The organism is endosymbiont of Ridgeia piscesae, assembly GCF_001443665.1.
Classification (GTDB): Bacteria; Pseudomonadota; Gammaproteobacteria; order Chromatiales; family Chromatiaceae; genus Endoriftia; species Endoriftia persephonae.
In genome coordinates this window covers 1-18,389 of sequence record NZ_KQ557155.1, presented here as the reverse complement: position 1 = coordinate 18,389, position 18,389 = coordinate 1, and the positions used below count along the sequence as shown (strand labels likewise).

Below are 18,389 nucleotides of genomic sequence, written 5' to 3'. Positions count from 1 at the left end.
GCCTCCACTACATCTTTCCTTTTCTGATCACGCTGTTCTTTTATCGTAGCCATGGAAAGCAGTATACACTGCCAATACTTTCGGAACGATTAATAATTGCATGAACAGTGTCCGTTCAGAAATAGTAACGTATTGATTGTTATTGATAAATATGGATTTTAATGGGTGCTGTCCGGGGTCTGTCTGCGTCAGCAGCAGACGCTACTCAATCCGCTCTTACGGCAGGTAACAAGTACTGGAGTGAGAACAAGCTTCAGCTGTCGGGGCGTTTCAAGAAGCGGCTCGAACTGGCACTGGAATTCGCCAAGTTATACCAGTAGAAGCAGGCCAGCATACGCTGGCCAATGCAGTCACCCGGCCTCATGGCCGGGTGGGCTGGCCGATCAGTCTGAATGCGGCTGGTTCTGTCTGACCAACTCTTTTTGCAGGTTGGTGGGCACCGCCTCATAGTGGCTGAACTCTATGTTGTAGCTACCTTCGCCGCCGGTCAGTGCCTTGAGTTCAGTACTGTAGCTACCGAGTTCAGCCAGTGGCACTGAGCCACTGATGACGATCTCACCGTTGTTGCCGCTGTCGGTGCCGCTGATCTGGCCCCGTTTGGCTGCCAGATCACCCGCCAGATCGCCCATGCTTGAGTCAGGGGCGGTGATGGCGATATTTACGATTGGCTCGAGGATCACCGTTGCCGCCTTCTCCACGGCCTCAAGGAACGCCTTCTTGCCGGCGGTGGAAAAAGCGATCTCTTTTGAGTCCACTGAGTGGTGTTTGCCGTCGAGCAGGGTGACACGGATATCCTGCATTGGGAAGCCAGCGATGGCACCTTCCTCGATAGCCTGACGCACACCTTTCTCCACAGCCGGGATGAATTGGCCGGGAATCGCGCCGCCGACGACCTTGTTGGCAAACTCAAAGCCGCTGCCGCGCTCGAGCGGTTCGATACGCAGTGAGACCTCGCCGAACTGGCCGGCACCGCCGGTCTGTTTCTTGTGCCGGTAGTGTCCCTCAGCCGGTTTGGTAATGGTCTCGCGGTAGGCGATGCTTGGTGGATGAGTCTCTACATCCACGTTGTAGTGACGTTTCAGGCGTTCCAGCAGCACTTCCAGGTGCAGATTGCCGAGACCCCGCATCACGGTCTCGTTGAGGCTGCGATTGTGCTCGATGTGAAAGCAGGGGTCTTCATCCTGCAGTTTGTGCAGCGCATCGCTCAGTTTCTGCTCGTCACCGCGGCGGCTCGCTTCGATCGCCAGACCGAACAGGGGCAGTGGGCATTCGATGGAGCGCAGATGGTGGTGGTCCTCATCGTGGGAGTCGTGCAGTACCGCGTCGAAATGGAGATCGTCGATGCGTGCGATGGCGCAGATGTCACCTGGCACCGCCTGCTCCACCTCGGTCTGCTGATTGCCTTGCAGGCGATAGAGGTGGGTCGCCTTGATCGGCTTGCGGGTGTCGCCGATGAACAACTGACTGTTGGGCTTGAGCCTGCCCTGGTGGACCCGGAAGATGCCGAGTTTGCCCCGGTAGGGGTCGTTGAAGATCTTGAAGACATGGCAGAGTGTGTGGAGATCGGGGTCGGGTCTGACCTGGATTGGTTGCATCTCTGCCCCTTCACTCTTCATGAAGGGGGGCGGATTGCCCTCGGTGGGATCGGGCATCAGACGACTGAAGAGGTGTAACAGCTCTTCGATACCGGCGCCGCTTTGCCCGGAGACAAAACAGACCGGTACCAGATCTCCTTCCCGCAGTGCCTTTTCGAAAGGTCCGTGGAGCTGTTCCGGGGAGAGTTCCTCGCCCTGCTCTAGATAGACCTCCATCAGTGCCTCGTCGACCTCGACTACCTGATCGATAATGGCGCTGTGCGCCTCGGTTACCGAGGAGAAATCGGTGCTATCGCCGCCGGGCTGGAAGAAGCAGTCGATGACCCGCTGGCCGCCATTGGCGGGCAGGTTGATCGGCAGGCAGGCGTCACCAAAATTTTCCCGGATCGCACCGAGCAGCGCCTGATAATCGACATCTTCGGCATCGATCTTGTTGATCACGATCATTCGGCAGAGGTTGCGACGCTTGGCGGCCTCCATCATGCGCTGGGTGATCGGCTCCACACCGGTTTGGGCGTTGATCACAACCGCTGCAGTTTCCACCGCTGGGAGGATGCTGATGCTGCGACCGATGAGGTCGGCATAGCCGGGGGTGTCGATCAGATTGATCAGTGTGCCGTCGCTGTGCAGGTGAGTGATGGCGATATCGAGGGAGTGCTGCAGCAGCTTCTCCTGATCGTCTGAGTCGCAGATGGTAGTGCCGCGCTCGATACTGCCTGGGCTGTCGATCATGCCTGCCTTGTGCAGCAGTGCCTCGATCAGGGTGGTCTTGCCTGCGTTGGCATGTCCGACCAGTGCGATATTGCGGATGTCGTGTGTGGAGTGGCTTGGCATCCTGCTACCTCCTTTGTGTCTCAGATGCTCATTATTTATAGCAACAGCTGAGATAGCAGACATTGAGCGGGGACAGCTCTGGGTTGAATTGTTGCGGAGAAAGTAGAGGGTAGGGGAAGCGCCCGGGTTAGCCCCGGGCGCTTGGATGCTGTGTTCAGGGGTGGACCCTATCGATGGTGATCTGCACGGTGGCTCCGCCAGTGGTAGTCACCGGGCTGATCTCGCCCTCAAAGTCGCCGGACTTGGCAGTGGGGCCGCCGGAGCGCGCAATCCGCGCTCCCACCTTTACCTGGGTAAAGTTTGACAGCTTTAGCTGCGGCATCATCGCCATGCTGTCATCGAGGGTTAGCTTCAGCGGCAGATCTTTCACCTGTTTGCGCGCGGCGGCCAGTGGCATTGGTGGCCCTTGCAGCGCCTTGGCATAGATGAAGACGGTATCTTCCGGACGTGCCTGTTTGAGCAGTTCTGGGTTGATGGAGACTTCAACGATAATGCCCGTGCCAGCTGCTGCCATTTCAGGGTCGTTGGCCGGAGTGTCGGCGGATTGTTTGATCGAGGGTAGCTTAGCCCGGCCACCGAGCTGTTCACGGGCATCGGCGATCGCGCTATCGATGCTGGCGAGATCATCACTCTCGGCGCCCAGGGCCTGCTTTGCCGCCTGCCATTGGCTAATCGCCTCTTGGTACTGGCCACGTTGATAGGCGACTATGCCCATCATCCAGCGTGCGCTGGGGTCTCCTGGGCTTAGGCTGACGGCCTTTTCGATGCGTGCTGCGGCAGCACCAGTGAAGTTATTGCCGGTCGATGCACCGACCGCTTCGGCGCTGGCGAGCAGTACGGAGACATTATCGGGAGCCAGTGCCACCGCCCGATCAAGGGCGGTGATAGCGTCGGGGTAGCGCTTCATCGAGAGATAGCTGCGCCCCAGCATCAGCCAGCCCTCCAGATTCTCTGGCTGCTCCTGCATCTTTTGTGCGAGCCGCGCTACCAATTCTTCCATGGGTGGTAGGCCTTTGGTGCTGGGGGAGGCGGGTGCGGCACCCGTTTGATTGGCCGCGAGTTGTGGGATGATCTGTGGGCTGCCGATGTTCAGATAGAGCGCGATGCCGACAAGTGGCACCAGCAGCGCCGAGGCGAGCGCCCAGCGCCCGCGGCTATCGGCCTGCGGCGAAGCCTCGGCCTTGCTATTCACATCCTGCAGCAGTCCCTTCTCCAGATCTTTGCGCGCGGCATCGTAGCGCACCTGGTCGAGCAAGCCGGCGTTGAGGTCGTCGTCCAGCTCCTGCAGTTGCTGTTTGAATACCTCCAGGTTGAGTTCATCGGAGGTGATGGTCTGGCTGATGTGGCTGCGCAGCAGTGGCAGCACGACAAAGCCCATGGCGAGCAGCGTGAGCCCCGCCGCGATGGTCCAAAAGAGAGTCATTTATCGCTGTTCCCGGGTTCAGACGATTGTTTGAGTAGGCTTTGCAGTCGTGCCTGCTCCTCCGCATCCAGCTCGGTTTCACTGGCCTGCTTCTTGCGCAGCAGGGTGCGTGCCAGTAGCACCGCGCCGATCAGCAGCAGGATCAGCGGGCCGAACCAGAGCGGATAGGTGGAGGGTTTGACCGGTGGGTCGTAGAGTACGAAATCGCCGTAACGGGCCACCATGAAGCTGAGAATCTGCTCCTTGCTCTGGCCCTGCTGCATCATTTCGTAGATCTCCTGGCGTAGATCCTGGGCCAGTTCGGCGTTGGAGCCGGCGATCGACTCATTCTGGCAGACTAGGCAGCGCAGCTTTTCTGTCAGCTCACGGAACGCCTGGGTCTGTTGCGGATCGTCGAAGGTGAACTCGGCCAGGGTTCCGGCGCTGGCGCTGGCCGCAACCAGCAGCAGACACAGGGCGAAAATGGTGGAACGGATCATGCGCCACCCTCCTGTTTGAGCTTTTTGACCAGGGGCAGGATTTGCTCGCGTATCAGTTCGATGGAGAGTGGACCAGCATACTTGTAGCGGATAATGCCATTGGCATCGACCACAAAGGTCTCGGGGGCGCCGTAGACCCCCAGGTCGATGGCGGTGCGCCCCTTCTTGTCGAAGATATTGGCCATGTAGGGGTCACCCAGCTGTTGCAGCCAGGTCAAGGCGCCAGCGCGATCATCCTTCCAGTTGAGGCCATAGATCTCCACCTGGTCCATGCGGCTGAGCTGTACCAGGGTCTTGTGCTCGGCGCGGCAGGAGACACACCAGGTGGCCCAGACGTTGAGCAGATAGACCTTACCACGCAGATCCTTGTCACTGATCATGACTGCGGGATCGCGCAGGCTCGGCAGGGAGAATTCCGGCACCTGCTTGCCGATCAGCGGTGAGGGGATCTCCCGCGGGTTCATGTCGAGCCCTTTGAAGAGGAAGGCGGCGATCACAGCGAAGATCGCCAGAGGGATGAGGAATCTGAGATAGCGGCCCATCAATTTGCCTCCACGATAGTCTTGGTGCCCGCCGCCGGGACGCGCTGGGCGGCGCGCTTGCGGGCGGTGCGGTAGCGTCGATCGGTGATCGCCAGGATGCCGCCCAGTGCCATCAGCAGGGCGCCGAGCCAGATCCAGCGCACATAGGGTTTGTAGTAGAGACGCAGGCTCCAGTCGCCGTTGCCGAGGGGTTCACCCAGGGAGACGTAGAGGTCGCGGGTCAGGCCCCATTCGATGGCAGCCTCGGTCATTGGCCGGGTCTGCACGAAATAGGTGCGCTTCTCCGGCTCCAGCACGGCGATCAGCTGACCCTCCTGGCTTACCTCGAAGCGTCCGCGATGAGCATTGTAGTTGGGTCCGGGGTAGTCGCTGACACCGCCAAACTTGAAGGTGTAACCGGCGATCTCGGCGCTATCGCCGGGTGACATGCGGACGTCGCTCTCGATGCCGTAGTTGGAGACTAGGGTGACGCCGACCACGAACATTGCGACGCCAAGATGGGCCAGCACCATGCCATAGTAGCTGCGTCCACCAGCGGCCAGATCCTTGAGAAAACCTGCCATGCCCTTCTTGTGCTTGAGGCGGTCTTTGACGCTGACCACATGGCTGGTGGCGATCCACATCGCCAGCCCCATGCCCAGTGCCACCCGCCACTCACCGCCGCTGAAGAACGGCAGCAGGGTGATCGCGCCGAAGGCGAGGCTGATCAGGAAAGCGGTGCGCAGCTGGCGTACCAGCTGCGTCGGCTCGCTGTGTTTCCAGCGTGCATGCGGGCCAATGCCGACAAACAGTGCGAGGAATGGGGTGAGCAGCACGAACATCTTGTTGAACCAGGGGAAGCCCACCGAGATCTTGCCCCACTGCATCGCATCGTAGATCAGCGGTGCCAGAGTACCGAGCAGAACCAGTCCGGCGAACACCGACAGCAGTAGGTTGTTGGCGAGCAGGAACGACTCCCGCGAGACCATATCAAAACGTCCGCCGCCGGTGATGTAAGGCGCGCGCCAGGCGTAGAGCATCAGCGAACCGCCGATCACCACCAGCAGGAAAATCAAGATAAACAGGCCGCGGGCCGGATCGGCGGCGAAGGAGTGGACCGAGGTGAGTACCCCGGAGCGGACCAGGAAGGTGCCGAGCAGGCTCAGGGAGAAGGCGAACAGCGCCAGCAGCACGGTCCAGCTCTTGAAGGCGCCACGTTTCTCGGTGACTGCCAGCGAGTGGATCAGTGCGGTGCCCACCAGCCAGGGCATGAAAGAGGCGTTCTCTACCGGGTCCCAGAACCACCAGCCGCCCCAGCCAAGCTCGTAGTAGGCCCACCAGGAGCCCAGCGCGATGCCGAGTGTGAGAAACACCCAGGCCACCGTGGTCCAGGGGCGTGACCAGCGTGCCCAGGCGGCGTCCAGCTTGCCACCGAGCAGTGCGGCGATGGCAAACGCAAAGGCCACCGAGAAACCGACATAACCCATGTAGAGTAGCGGCGGGTGGATCGCCAGCCCCGGATCCTGCAACATCGGGTTGAGTTCGCGCCCTTCAAAAGGCACCGGAAACATTCGGTCGAAGGGGTTGGAGGTGAGCAGCATGAACAGCAGAAAGCCGATGCTGATCATGCCCATAACTGACAGTACCCGCGCTACCATCGGTAGTGGCAGGTTGCGGCTGAAAGTGGCGATGGCAGCGCTCCAGGCGGAGAGCAGGAAGGCCCACAGCAGCAGTGAGCCCTCGTGGGCACCCCACACCGCCGAGACTTTGTAGATATCGGGCAGTTTGGTGTTGCCGTGCTGAGCGACATAGAGCACCGAGAAGTCGTTCTGCAGAAAGGCGTTGGCCAGCACCACCAGGGCGATGCTGAGAAACAGCAGCTGCCCCCAGGCCAGCGGCCTCGACAGCGCCATCTGTGCTGAGGAGTTGGTGTAGGAGCCGGTAAGGGGAATGATTGCCTGGATGATCGCCAGGCTGAGCGCCAAGATCAGCGCATAGTGGCCGATTTCTGGTATCACTGGATCTGTACCTGCTGCTGCATCTTGTTCACACCCTCTTCGTGGCTGGTCTTCAGGGTGGCGGCCACCTCAGGCGGCATGTAGTTTTCGTCGTGTTTGGCCAATACTTCACTGGCGATGAAAGTGCCTTCCGGGTTGAGTTGCCCCATTGCGACTATGCCCTGGCCCTCGCGGAACAGGTCGGGCAGGATGCCGGTGTATTCGACTGTCACATTGGCCTCGTTGTCGGTGACGGTGAAGGCGGTGGTGAGCCCGTCCGGTTTGCGTTTGACGCTGCCTGTTTCCACCAATCCGCCGACCCGGAATGGGTGGCCGGTGGGGGCCTCGCCGGCGACTACCTCACTGGGGGAGAAGAAGAACATCAGGTTCTCATCGAAGGCGTTGAGCGCCAGCCAGGCGGCAACGCCGATACCGGCGACCATCATGCCGATCAGGGTGAGGCGTTTCTTGCGGATCGGATTCATTGCTGTTTTCTCCTGTCCCGACGGATCTTGCGGGCAATGTCATTCAGGGTGCGCTTGCGCTGCAATAGCGGCGCGATAAAGTGCACGAGCAGGATGACGAAGGTCAGCCCGTAGGAGGGCCAGACATACATGGCGTAGCCGCCCATGTTGAAAAATTCGCTCATTTTACCTCAGCCTCCACCAGCTCCCGCACCCAGCGGGTGTTGCGCTCACGCTCGAGGATTTCGGCACGCGCGCGCATTAGGACCACGGCGCCGTAATAAAGTTTAAAAGAGATCGACATAATCAGCAGCGGGATCAGCATGCTGGTGCTCATGGCGGACTTGCCGCTCATGGTCACTGAAGAGGTCTGATGCAGGGTGTTCCACCACTCCACGGAGAAGTGGATGATCGGGATATTGACCACCCCTACCAGGGCCAGGATCGAGATCGCTCGGGCTGCCACCCGCTTGTCTTCGATGGCACTGTAGAGGGCGATGATGCCGAGATAGAGGAACAGTAGCAGCAGCTCAGACGTGAGTCGTGCGTCCCAGACCCACCAGGCACCCCACATCGGCTTGCCCCACAGGGAGCCCGTGACCAGCGCCAGAAAGGTGAAAGAGGCGCCTATCCCGGCGCTGCTGATGATGATGATCTCAGTCATCTTGATCCGCCAGACGAGGCTGATCAGTCCGCCAACCGCCATCACTATATAGATGAACATTGACATCCAGGCTGCCGGCACATGGATATACATGATGCGATAGCTCTCACCCTGCTGGTAATCAGCGGGGGCGACAAACAACCCGTAGTAGAGGCCGGCAAGCAGAGTCAGCAGGAATGAGACGGCAAACCAAGGGATCATCTTGCCGGCGACATTATAAAAGTAACGGGGCGAGCCCATTTGGTGAAAGAATCGAACGATCATATCAACTCAGACTGATTCTCAGAGAAGCGGCGGTGGCCAGCGGGGCCAATGCCAGGGAGCCAACCAGCATGGCAGCCAGGATGGAGATCTGTGCAGTGGTGGGGATGCCAACGATCGCGGTCTGCACCGCATCGGTGGCAAAGATCAGCACTGGCACATAGAGGGGCAGCACCAACAGCGATAAGATTACCCCGCCGCGTCGTAGTCCCACGGTCAGCGCCACCCCGAAAGAGCCGATCAGGCTCAGCACCGGGGTGCCCAGCACTAGGGTCAACATCAGCGTGCCGATCGCCTCAGTTGGGATGTTCAGCATGACCGCCAGCAGCGGTGCGACGATGAACAGCGGCAGCCCGGTGATCAGCCAGTGGGCGAGGATCTTTGCCAGCACCAGGATCGAGACCGGGTGGGCGCTGAGCATGAACTGCTCCAGCGAGCCGTCTTCGAAATCGGAGCGAAACATGCTGTCGAGTGAGAGCAGAGCGGCCAGCAGGGCGGCCACCCAGATCACCCCCGGCCCCACTGCCTGGATCAGTTTCGGATCGTTGCCGATGCCGAGCGGAAACATGGCGCTCACCAGAACGAAGAACAGCAGCGGATTGATCATCTCTGATCGCCGCCGGTAGGCGAGGGTTAGGTCGCGCTTCAGCAGTAGGCCAAAGGCGCTGGTAAGAGAGAGTGTGCTCATCGTTCGGAGAGGTCGATCCTGACCAGGTCGACCTTCTGGAAGCCGATGCGGTGGTGGGTGGTCATGGCAGCCATGCCTCCGTTGCGCAGATGGTTCTCGAACAGCCGTTCCATATGCTCTATGCCTTTGCGGTCGAGGGAGGTGAAGGGCTCGTCGAGGATCCACAGTTTCGCCTCGGTGACCAACAGCCGGGCGATGGCGAGACGGCGCTGCTGGCCCGCCGACATGTTGCGGGTCGGTACATCTTCGAAGCCGTAGAGACCAACCTGGTCAAGAGCGTCCTCCAGGGAGATGCCCTCTTTTGCCTTGCCCAGGCCGCGGGCGATGCGCAGATTTTCCAGCGGGCTGAGATCGAGTTTGCTGCCGTCTTTGTGCCCCAGATAGGAGATATGCTCATGGAACTCGGGGCCAAGTTTGAATATGTCCTCGCCCTGCCACAGCAGTTGTCCCGATTCCGGCAGCCGGATACCGCAGAGGATACGTAGCAGCGAAGTCTTGCCGCTGCCGTTGCGGCCCTCCAAAATCAGTGCTTGACCGGGATTGACGCAGAAGCTGAGCCCTTCAAATAGCACTCGGTCGTCACGGATGCACTCCAGTGATCTGGCCTCGAAGACAGGTGTTGCTATGGGGTTGGGGGCGCTCGATGTCACGTCTGTGTGCCGATGTCTAGGGAATCTCTGAACGAATCTGCTTCGTTTGGGGATCCCCTAGCTTGCATCCGCTTTATTCTGTTGTGCTAAATGGTTGGTCGAACAGGCCGAAATCCGCTAGGCCGCAACCATACCCGATCGCTCTGGGCCACTCAACCGTACAAAACACCATTTTATTGGCTGGGGGAGTGCGAGGCGTGCCTGTCAACCAGGCGGTAGTGTGCGCTGTCCCTGTCGCAACCTGTTTCTTGGGAGCTACTAATTAATGGGTATGTTGTTGTATTCATGGCTGGGTATCTCGTTGAAGTAGAATATAGAAATATTCAGTCTGCCTAATATGCCATTGACAATTGTCAACGTAAAAAGCACCCGCTTGGTGAAACATGAATGCCGTCAGCTCTCCAGTTGACCAGGGGTCCGTTCTGATTGAGACTCGTGCTCCTGGCTTGGAGCCCAGTTATTCAGAAGGAGCCGAGGTTTATGGATATTAGGGTCACAGTCCATCCTCACCAGACCTTTATCTCTGAGTGTGATCCATTCAACGGGTTGGCGCAGGAGATTCTGGAGTTCTTGGAGGCCGGAGCCAGTGTGTTGGCATTCAAGCGCGGCCAACTGGTCTATGACAGTGAGTCGACTTCAGCCGGATTTTATCTGGTGATGTCGGGCCAGGTGAAACAGAGCATTTTTTCTGCGGATGGCGCTGAGCGGGTGATTCGTATCATCTCGCGGGGGGGGGCTTTCGGTGCGTCGACACTCTTTACGGAGCAGCCGGCACGTGTCACTACCTATGCCATGTTAGATGGTGAGGCGTTGGTGTTGCGGCGGGCGTTGATACGAAAGGCGGTGCAAACCTGGCCTGAGTTTGCCGACAGAATGCTGCGTCATATGAGCGTTAAGTTGTATGGATTGGTTGGAGATCTGGAGACCTGCTGCCTCAAGTCCGCCACGCAGCGGGTCGCGAGTTATCTCGCCGGGATAGCGGCCGATAAATCGCCTCACGAACTGGTCATCGAGGTGACCCTTCCTGCCCCCAAGTCGGTTGTCGCCTCGACACTCGATCTGACGCCGGAGACTTTTTCTCGTGAACTGCATCGGCTCTCCGCTAACGGACTGATCCAGGTCAGCCGTAATCGGGTTGCAATCCATGACCTGGATCGATTGCGCTGCCTCGATTGTCGAGGGTGACTATCTCATAGGCAGGGCCAGTGGCTGGCGTAGGTGTTATTCTGAGCTGGCGAAATTGAGTGAGGCCTGATCTTTGAAACGGTCGCTTTTGCTGCGTCTCGGGATTGCAATGGCAACCATCTTTGCCCTTGCAGTCATAGGTATGCTCAGCTCGGTGTTCATCGCTGACACCAGTGAGGGATTTGCCGCGGCGATCAATCAGGCTGGCACCCTGCGCATGCAGTCCTACCGCATCGCCAGCAGTATGGCGCACGGCATTCCTGGTGATATGCTAGGGAGTGGCGAGGTGACCCGCAAGCTGGTTGCAGAATTCGAGCGTCGCCTGTTTAGCCCGCGTATCCATACCGTGTTGCCAAAGGTCCTAGTGAGTCGGTGATCCAGGCCTACAACAGGGTGGAGAATCGGTGGCAGTGGGAGATCCATCCCAACCTCAAGGTCTATCTTGAGCTGACCTCTGCACCATTTGACGAGCGGGGCATCGCGCAGCAGATTGCCCAGCAACGTCACTACTATCTCTCCCATGTCGATAGTTTTGTTGACAATATCCACCATTTTGTCGAGGCGCTTGAGCTCGATGCCGAGGCGCAGAATCGTCAGCTCAGGCTGATCCAGCTGGTCGCTCTGATGCTGACCCTATTTGTGGCGCTGGTCAGTATCTATCTCACCAAACGTACGGTGCTCAATCCGCTCAAAGATCTATTGGTCTGTGCCCGGGCGGCGCGACGCGGAGATTTCTCGGTGCGCAGTCATCATTCGAGTGAGGATGAGTTGGGGCAACTGGGAGATGCCTTCAATGTGATGGCGGCGGATCTCTCGAAGCTCTATGAAGGACTTGAGGCGCGGGTCAGGGAGAAGACCCTCAATCTGGAGCGAAGCAACCGCTCGCTGGAGCTGCTCTATATCACCGCCAAGCGCTTCAGCGACTCCCCCCTGAGCGACGAGGTGCTGAAGGCTCTGATCCACGATATCGAACAGGCGATGGGGGTGCGCAGTGGAACCATCTGCCTGGGGCAGGTGGGGGACAGGCAGGCCTTCCGCCTCGCCTCCACCAGTCCGGTCGATATCGAGCGGCAGATATCGGGAGGAGGGGACTGTTCGCGCTGTCTCGGTAACGGCGAAACCCATACTTTTAAAGTCGATTGTGAGGGGGGCGAGTGCGTCAACGTCTTCTCCACGGCGATCCGCGATCAGCAGCAGCAGTATGGGGTGCTGCTGGTGGAGTTTAATGTTGAGCAAGAGCTGGAGGAGTGGCAGCAACGGTTGCTGGAGACGGTCGCCAGCCATATTGCGATGGCGATCAATCTGTCGCAGCGGGTTTCGCAAAACCGTATGCTGTCACTGCTAGAGGAGCGGAGCGTGATCGCCCGCGAGTTGCATGACTCTCTGGCTCAGTCGCTCTCCTATCTGAAGATCCAGGTGAGTCGTCTGGAGAAGGCGGTCTCGGAAGAGCAGGCGAAGGATGATCTGCTGTTGATCTCCGGTGTGTTGCGCTCCGCACTGAATGGCGCCTATCGCCAGCTGCGGGAGCTGCTGACCACCTTCCGGCTGCGGATGAGCGAGGCGGGGCTTGGGGCGGCTTTGGATGAGACAGTGCGCGAGTATCGTGAGAGGGGCGGCCTGGAGATTGAACTGATTGATCGCATCGCCAACTGCCGCTTCAGTCCGAATGCCGAGATCCATGTCATCCAGATCATCCGCGAGGCGTTGTCGAATGTGATCCGCCATGCCAATGCCACCCGTGCGTTGGTCAAGATCGAATGCGATATGGACGGCATTGTCACCATCCTGGTGGAGGATGACGGCGTCGGCATCGGCATCGATGAAGAGGGCGACATGATGCAGCACTACGGCCTGCCGATTATGCAGGAGCGTGCCAACTGGCTGGGGGCCGAGCTGATGATTAACGAGTCGGAGAGCGGAGGTACCCGCGTCCTGCTGAGCTTCTCCATCGCCGACAGTGACCATACGCTCTCCCACGAAAACCTAATCCAGAAAATAAGCTATGAATGAGCAGCAGACCTACTCCGTTCTTGCCATCGACGACCATCCACTGTTTCGCAAGGGGGTGGCAGATCTCATCGACATGGAGGCGTCGCTACAACTCATTGGTGAGGCTGCCAACGGCGAGAATGGACTGCGCCTAACAGTTGAACTGAACCCCGATCTGATCCTGCTGGATATCAATATGAAGGGGATGAACGGGATCGAGACCCTCAAGGCGATCAAGCAGATGGAACTCGACTCACGCATCCTGATGTTGAGCGTGTCGGACAACGAAGAGGATGTGGTGGCCGCGCTACGACTTGGCGCCGATGGCTATCTGCTCAAGGACATGGAGCCGGAGGATATTCTCGAGTGTCTGCGCAGTGCGGTGCAGGGCAAGGTGGTGATCAGTGATCGCCTGACACAATTGCTGGCGCGAGCCCTGCGCGAGGAGGCGGAAGCCCCTAAGGCCCTGGCCGAGGTAGAACTGACCGCACGGGAGCAGGAGATTCTGGGGCTGATCTCCTGTGGCATGAGCAATCGCTTAATCTCCAAGGAGTTGGATATTAAAGAGGGAACGGTCAAGGTGCATGTCAAACATCTGCTGAAAAAGCTCAACCTCCATTCTCGGGTGGAGGCTGCAGTGTGGGCGCTGAAAAATCTGGGAAAGTAGTTCAATCCGGATGGCATGATTGGGCGTGAGACTAAAAAATTGTGGTAAACCTCAATAATTGAATCGTTCCAGTGAGAAGTGGCTGTTCTGAATGGATCGTTCAATAGGATGATATATAAAAAGGACGGATATACCAAAAAATAGGTAATTGATATCAAAAACTGGGTATTTTGCACTACCAAATAGTGGGCATCTCATTGATTGTTAAGTAAATTATTTATTTTTTATGAATGCATTATTGATTGATATCAAAGCTGCGCGTACTCATTAGTGACAGGATTTCCCTAATCCGTTGGGGGTATCTTTTGTGGCAACATCAATCAACAGGATACAGCTGCTTCGAGGCGATCTTCGGGGCTCTCGTCAAATTGTCCGGCCACCCTGGGCGCCGGATGAGTTTCGCTTTGTTACATGCGAACGCTGCGATGCGTGCATCGCGGCCTGTTCCGAAACCATTCTCAAGCGCGGCCAGGGCGGTTTTCCAGAAGTCGATTTCAGCCAGGGCGGCTGCACATTTTGTGGCGATTGCGTGAAGGCCTGCACCCACGGGGTGCTGGCCTTTTTTGATGATCTCGAGCAGGCGCCCTGGAACCTCATCGCGCAGATCCAGGACAACTGTCTTTCACTCAATGGGGTTGTCTGCCGCAGCTGTGGGGAGGCCTGCGATGACTCGGTGATCCGCTTCAAGCTGGAGATTGGTGGCAAGGCGCGCCCGCTGTTGGACGAAACTGAATGCACTGGCTGTGGCGAGTGCATCGCCATCTGCCCCACTCAATCCATTCAAATCCATAGGCTGCCGGAGACGGCGGTGACAGAAGCACAAGCATCCGTGGGAGGAGCTAAACAAGCATGAATATCTGTAGTCTGGTAGTCCATACCAAGCCGGAGAATGGAGCTGTTGTCTCTCAGCGATTGGCGGAGATGACAGGTGTCGAGGTCCACGGAGGTGAGGATGTCGGCAAGCTGATCGTGACGGTTGAGGATGAGGGGGAAGAGCTCTCACCTGTCTCCGACACGATGAACGCGCTTAGAGATGTAGAAGGGGTCGTTAGCACAGTTTTGATTTATCACTATGGTGGTGAAGAATCAATGGAGGAGATGAAACGTGAAATTAACTAGACGTGATTTTATTAAGAGCAATGCAGTCGCTGCAGCGGCTTCGGTGGCAGGTGTAACCCTGCCGGCGATTAAAACCGCTACAGCAGCTGAAGGTGACGATGGTATCCGTTGGGATAAGGCAGCCTGCCGCTACTGCGGTACCGGTTGTAGCGTTCTCATGGGTGTCAAAGGCGGCAAGGTTGTGGCCAGTCAGGGTGACCCTGATGCGCCAGTCAACAAAGGCCTGAACTGCATCAAGGGTTATTTCCTGCCGAAGATTCTCTACGGAAAAGATCGCCTGACCACGCCGATGCTGCGCAAGAAAAACGGCAAGTACGATAAGAACGGCAAGTTCGAGGCGGTTTCCTGGGACGAGGCGTTCAAGACGATGGCCGAGAAGTGGGTGGCAGCCCGTAAGGCTAAGGGTCCGAAGGGCGTCGGCATGTTTGGCTCCGGGCAGTGGACCGTTTGGGAAGGCTATGCCGCATCCAAGCTTATCAAGGCGGGCTTTCGTTCCAACAGCCTCGATCCCAATGCCCGCCACTGCATGGCGTCTGCTGTAGGTGCCTTCATGCGCGGGTTCGGCATCGACGAGCCCATGGGCTGCTATGACGATCTGGAACACGCCGATGTATTCGTGCTCTGGGGCGCCAACATGGCAGAGATGCACCCGATCCTATGGTCACGTCTTACCGACACGCGCCTGACTAAGCCGGGCTGTGAAGTGCATGTGCTCTCCACCTATCAGCATCGCTGCTTTGAGCTGGCTGATAATGGCATGGTGTTTACACCACAGACCGATCTGGCGATCGCCAACTACATCGCCAACTACATCATCCAGAACAAGGCCTATAACAAGGACTTCATCGGTAAACACGTCAACTTCAATATCACGACGACTGATATTGGTTATGGCCTGCGTCCCAGTGATCCCAGGCAGAAGGCGGCCAAGAACCCCAATAAGGGCAAGTTCAACAAGGTCAGCTTCGAAGAGTATGCAAAGGCTGTTTCGGAATACACGCTTGAAAAAGCCAGCAAGATGTCCGGCGTGCCGAAGAAGAACCTGGAGCGTCTGGCCAAAGCCTATGCCGATCCCAACAAGAAGGTCTCTTCTTATTGGACCATGGGCATGAACCAGCACACACGTGGTGTGTGGATGAATGGCCTGGTCTACAACATCCATCTGTTGATGGGCAAGATCTCCGAGCCTGGCAATAGCCCCTTCTCACTGACTGGTCAGCCTTCTGCTTGTGGTACCGCCCGCGAGGTAGGCACCTTCACCCATCGTCTGCCGGCTGACCTCGTCGTCAAGAAGGACGCACATTGCAAATTCGCCGAGAAGATATGGAAGTTGCCGGAAGGCACTATTCCCCGTGCCAAGGATCCGGTCATGGGCAAGACTTTGATTCATGCGGTTGCCATGCATCGTGCGCTCAAAGACGGCAAGATGAACTGCTTCTGGGTGATGTGCAACAACAACATGCAAGCCGCTGCCAACATGAACGATGAGTCCTATCCTGGTTGGCGCAGACCCGAAAATTTCATCACCGTTTCTGATCCCTATCCGACGGTATCGGCCCAGGCTGCTGACCTGATCCTGCCGACCGCCATGTGGATTGAGAAGGAGGGCGCCTACGGTAACGCCGAACGTCGCACTCAGTTCTGGCGCCAGCAGGTTGCTGCTCCTGGCGAGTCCAAATCTGACCTGTGGCAGCTCATGGAATTCTCCAAGTATGTCAAAGTGGAGGATGTATGGCCGGAGGATCTTATCGCCAAGAAACCGGAATATGCCGGCAAGAGGCTTTACGACGTTCTCTACACCAATGGCCAGGTCGACAAGTTCCCGAAACAGAAGGTGACCGACTCTGATGGCAACGAGTATGCCAACGATGAGATGGACCACTTCGGTTTCTACGCACAGAAGGGTCTGTTCGAAGAGTACCGACTGTTCAACTCCGCGCCCAACATTCTCAAGAAGGGCCATGAGATGGCCGAGTTTGATGCCTATCATAAAGCACGCGGTATCCGCTGGCCGGTAGTTAACGGCAAGGAGACACTGTGGCGTTTCCGCGAAGGTTACGATCCGCATGTGGCCAAAGGCAGCGGCGTACAGTTCTACGGCAGGAAGGACAAGAAGGCGAACATCATCTTCGGTCCCTACGAGCCAGCGGCAGAGAGTCCAGACAAGGAATACAATCTGTGGCTCTGCACCGGTCGTGTTCTGGAACACTGGCACTCAGGTTCCATGACCCGGCGTGTGCCCGAGCTCTATCGTGCCGTACCGGATGCCGTGGTCTTCATGAGCAAGAAGGACGCCAAAAAGCGCAAACTGCGTAATGGGCAAATGGCCAAGATCACTTCGCGTCGTGGCGAGATTGTCTGCCGGGTGGATACCAAAGGGCGCAACAAGGTGCCGGATGGGTTGGTATTCATCCCCTGGTTCGACGCCGGTCGTCTGGTCAACAAACTGACCCTTGATGCCACTGATCCGCTCTCGAAAGAGACGGATTACAAGAAGTGTGCGGTGAAGATCAGTAAAGCCTAGGCAGACAGGATCCGGTCTGGTTCGCCAGACCGGAGATCGTCATAACTGAAAAAACGCGTAATCGATAGCAACTCAACAAGTCAGTAATGTCAGATACAGACAAAAAACATGAGATGAACCGACGTTCCTGGGCAACATGCTCAAGACAGCCTGTGGGGTCGGATTGGTCGGCATGGGTCTGGGGATCTACTCCAATAGAGCCTCGGCCTTGCCTGCCCACTATATCCGGCCACCGGGTGCGCTGCCGGAAGAGGACTTTCTGGGTGCCTGTATCCGTTGCGGGTTGTGCGTGCGGGACTGTCCGTACGACATCCTGTTCCTTGGTGAGGTTGGTGACGACGTGGCAACAGGGACTCCTTATTTCGTAGCCCGCACCGGGCCTTGCGAGATGTGTGAGGACATCCCCTGTATCGTCGCCTGTCCGACCAATGCCTTGGATCATGGTCTCACCGATATCGAGGAGTCCCGTATGGGGCTTGCGGTGGTGGTGGATCAGGAGACCTGCATTGCCTTTCACGGTCTTCGCTGTGAGGTCTGTTTCAATGTCTGCCCAATTCGGGGTAAAGCCATAACGCTGAATATGCAGCACAACGTCAGGTCAGGAAAGCACGCGCTGTTCATACCAGTGGTGCACTCCGACACCTGTACCGGCTGCGGTCTCTGCGAGCGGGCCTGCATTCTGGATGAGGCGGCAATCAAGGTGTTTCCGACCGATTTGGCGAAGGGTGAACTGGGCAAACATTACCGGCTTGGCTGGAAAGAGAAAGAGAAGGCGGGTGAGGCCTTGGTCACGCCGGACGTAGAGCATCAGTACAACCTCCCCGAGGGGGTACGCTACGATCTGCAGGGCGAAGGGTTGATCATCGAAGAGAAACCGGAGGAGACGCCGTTCTCTTCCAATCCTCTGGACACACTCAACAGCGGTTTTATGGATGACAAGTAATGGTTGATCTGACGACATTAGGTGACGATTCCATTGCGGCCAAGGGCTGGATCAAGGCCCATAAATGGCTGATCCTGCGCCGTTTGAGTCAACTGGGGATACTTGCCCTGTTCCTCGCCGGCCCCGTCTTCGGGGTGTGGATTGTGAAAGGTAATCTGGCCTCAAGTCTGACGCTGGACATATTGCCACTGACCGATCCGCATGTGCTGCTGCAAGCGGTACTTTCCGGTGTGGTACCTGAGACTGCCGCCATCATAGGTGTGGTGCTCGTGCTGCTCTTTTACTTCGTATTAATCGTTCCGAAAGTATTGGCAGTCTATTTTTGAACTTGCCAAAATATACTTTGTATCTGACATGCGGAAGAAACTCTTAATCAGCGAAGTGCG

Annotated in this window: 18 protein-coding genes and 1 pseudogene; 9 read left to right on the top strand and 10 right to left on the bottom strand. The window is 57.5% G+C overall.

Features of this window, described 5'->3' with window-relative positions; genetic code table 11:
* Positions 1-383: 383 nt before the first annotated feature.
* The 10 genes from fusA to ccmA all read right to left on the bottom strand — a co-directional run bounded on the left by fusA (position 384) and on the right by ccmA (position 9,576).
* A complete protein-coding gene (gene fusA, locus Ga0074115_RS14470) occupies positions 384-2,429 on the bottom strand; it encodes an elongation factor G (RefSeq protein ID WP_057957210.1) in 2,046 nt (681 codons plus the stop codon).
* A 154-nt stretch (positions 2,430-2,583) separates the two neighbouring features.
* Positions 2,584-3,852, bottom strand: a complete 1,269-nt coding sequence (ccmI, locus tag Ga0074115_RS14465) for a c-type cytochrome biogenesis protein CcmI (protein WP_060528660.1) — start codon at positions 3,850-3,852, stop codon at positions 2,584-2,586.
* The gene (locus Ga0074115_RS14460) at positions 3,849-4,331 is read right to left on the bottom strand and encodes a cytochrome c-type biogenesis protein (protein WP_005959826.1); all 483 of its coding nucleotides are present in this window, start codon (positions 4,329-4,331) and stop codon (positions 3,849-3,851) included. Before Ga0074115_RS14460 ends, ccmI begins: the two co-directional genes overlap by 4 nt.
* Positions 4,328-4,873, bottom strand: a complete 546-nt coding sequence (locus Ga0074115_RS14455; RefSeq protein WP_057957212.1) for a DsbE family thiol:disulfide interchange protein — start codon at positions 4,871-4,873, stop codon at positions 4,328-4,330. The genes Ga0074115_RS14460 and Ga0074115_RS14455 overlap by 4 nt, the downstream gene beginning before the upstream one ends.
* The gene (locus Ga0074115_RS14450; protein WP_060528659.1) at positions 4,873-6,870 is read right to left on the bottom strand and encodes a heme lyase CcmF/NrfE family subunit; all 1,998 of its coding nucleotides are present in this window, start codon (positions 6,868-6,870) and stop codon (positions 4,873-4,875) included. Before Ga0074115_RS14450 ends, Ga0074115_RS14455 begins: the two co-directional genes overlap by 1 nt.
* Positions 6,867-7,334, bottom strand: coding sequence for a cytochrome c maturation protein CcmE (gene ccmE, locus Ga0074115_RS14445; RefSeq protein ID WP_057956875.1), 468 nt, complete (start codon positions 7,332-7,334; stop codon positions 6,867-6,869). The genes Ga0074115_RS14450 and ccmE overlap by 4 nt, the downstream gene beginning before the upstream one ends.
* Positions 7,331-7,498: a heme exporter protein CcmD gene (gene ccmD / locus Ga0074115_RS14440; RefSeq protein ID WP_005959822.1), complete on the bottom strand. Its 168-nt coding sequence runs from the start codon at positions 7,496-7,498 to the stop codon at positions 7,331-7,333. The genes ccmE and ccmD overlap by 4 nt, the downstream gene beginning before the upstream one ends.
* Positions 7,495-8,241, bottom strand: a complete 747-nt coding sequence (locus Ga0074115_RS14435; RefSeq protein ID WP_005959821.1) for a heme ABC transporter permease — start codon at positions 8,239-8,241, stop codon at positions 7,495-7,497. The genes ccmD and Ga0074115_RS14435 overlap by 4 nt, the downstream gene beginning before the upstream one ends.
* A 1-nt stretch (position 8,242) precedes the next feature.
* A complete protein-coding gene (gene ccmB / locus Ga0074115_RS14430; RefSeq protein ID WP_057956874.1) occupies positions 8,243-8,926 on the bottom strand; it encodes a heme exporter protein CcmB in 684 nt (227 codons plus the stop codon).
* Positions 8,923-9,576, bottom strand: a complete 654-nt coding sequence (gene ccmA / locus Ga0074115_RS14425; RefSeq protein WP_232433129.1) for a cytochrome c biogenesis heme-transporting ATPase CcmA — start codon at positions 9,574-9,576, stop codon at positions 8,923-8,925. Before ccmA ends, ccmB begins: the two co-directional genes overlap by 4 nt.
* Positions 9,577-10,056: 480 nt before the next feature.
* On the opposite strand from ccmA, the gene Ga0074115_RS14420 reads away from it, so the two are divergent.
* The 9 genes and pseudogenes from Ga0074115_RS14420 to napH form a co-directional block, all read left to right on the top strand.
* Positions 10,057-10,761 (top strand): Crp/Fnr family transcriptional regulator, encoded by a 705-nt coding sequence (locus tag Ga0074115_RS14420; protein WP_060528658.1) that lies wholly within the window; start codon positions 10,057-10,059, stop codon positions 10,759-10,761.
* 109 nt (positions 10,762-10,870) lie between these two features.
* Positions 10,871-11,137 (top strand): type IV pili methyl-accepting chemotaxis transducer N-terminal domain-containing protein, encoded by a 267-nt coding sequence (locus Ga0074115_RS14415; RefSeq protein WP_057956872.1) that lies wholly within the window; start codon positions 10,871-10,873, stop codon positions 11,135-11,137.
* Complete coding sequence (locus Ga0074115_RS14410) at positions 11,134-12,771, top strand: histidine kinase (RefSeq protein WP_060528657.1); 1,638 nt, start codon at positions 11,134-11,136, stop codon at positions 12,769-12,771. The genes Ga0074115_RS14415 and Ga0074115_RS14410 overlap by 4 nt, the downstream gene beginning before the upstream one ends.
* Positions 12,764-13,417 carry a two-component system response regulator NarL gene (narL, locus tag Ga0074115_RS14405; RefSeq protein WP_057956871.1) on the top strand — a complete coding sequence of 218 codons (654 nt, stop codon included), beginning with the start codon at positions 12,764-12,766 and terminating at the stop codon, positions 13,415-13,417. The genes Ga0074115_RS14410 and narL overlap by 8 nt, the downstream gene beginning before the upstream one ends.
* 307 nt (positions 13,418-13,724) lie before the next feature.
* Positions 13,725-14,270: a ferredoxin-type protein NapF gene (napF, locus tag Ga0074115_RS14400; protein ID WP_232433128.1), complete on the top strand. Its 546-nt coding sequence runs from the start codon at positions 13,725-13,727 to the stop codon at positions 14,268-14,270.
* Complete coding sequence (locus Ga0074115_RS14395) at positions 14,267-14,536, top strand: chaperone NapD (RefSeq protein ID WP_005959812.1); 270 nt, start codon at positions 14,267-14,269, stop codon at positions 14,534-14,536. The genes napF and Ga0074115_RS14395 overlap by 4 nt, the downstream gene beginning before the upstream one ends.
* Positions 14,523-17,060: a nitrate reductase catalytic subunit NapA gene (napA, locus tag Ga0074115_RS14390; protein ID WP_057956869.1), complete on the top strand. Its 2,538-nt coding sequence runs from the start codon at positions 14,523-14,525 to the stop codon at positions 17,058-17,060. Before Ga0074115_RS14395 ends, napA begins: the two co-directional genes overlap by 14 nt.
* A gap of 136 nt (positions 17,061-17,196) precedes the next feature.
* The gene (gene napG, locus Ga0074115_RS14385) at positions 17,197-18,003 is read left to right on the top strand and encodes a ferredoxin-type protein NapG (RefSeq protein WP_060528656.1); all 807 of its coding nucleotides are present in this window, start codon (positions 17,197-17,199) and stop codon (positions 18,001-18,003) included.
* Positions 18,003-18,296, top strand: a pseudogene (napH, locus tag Ga0074115_RS14380) (quinol dehydrogenase ferredoxin subunit NapH); the annotation flags it as partial. The gene napG and the pseudogene napH, both read left to right, overlap by 1 nt.
* Positions 18,297-18,389: the final 93 nt, after the last annotated feature.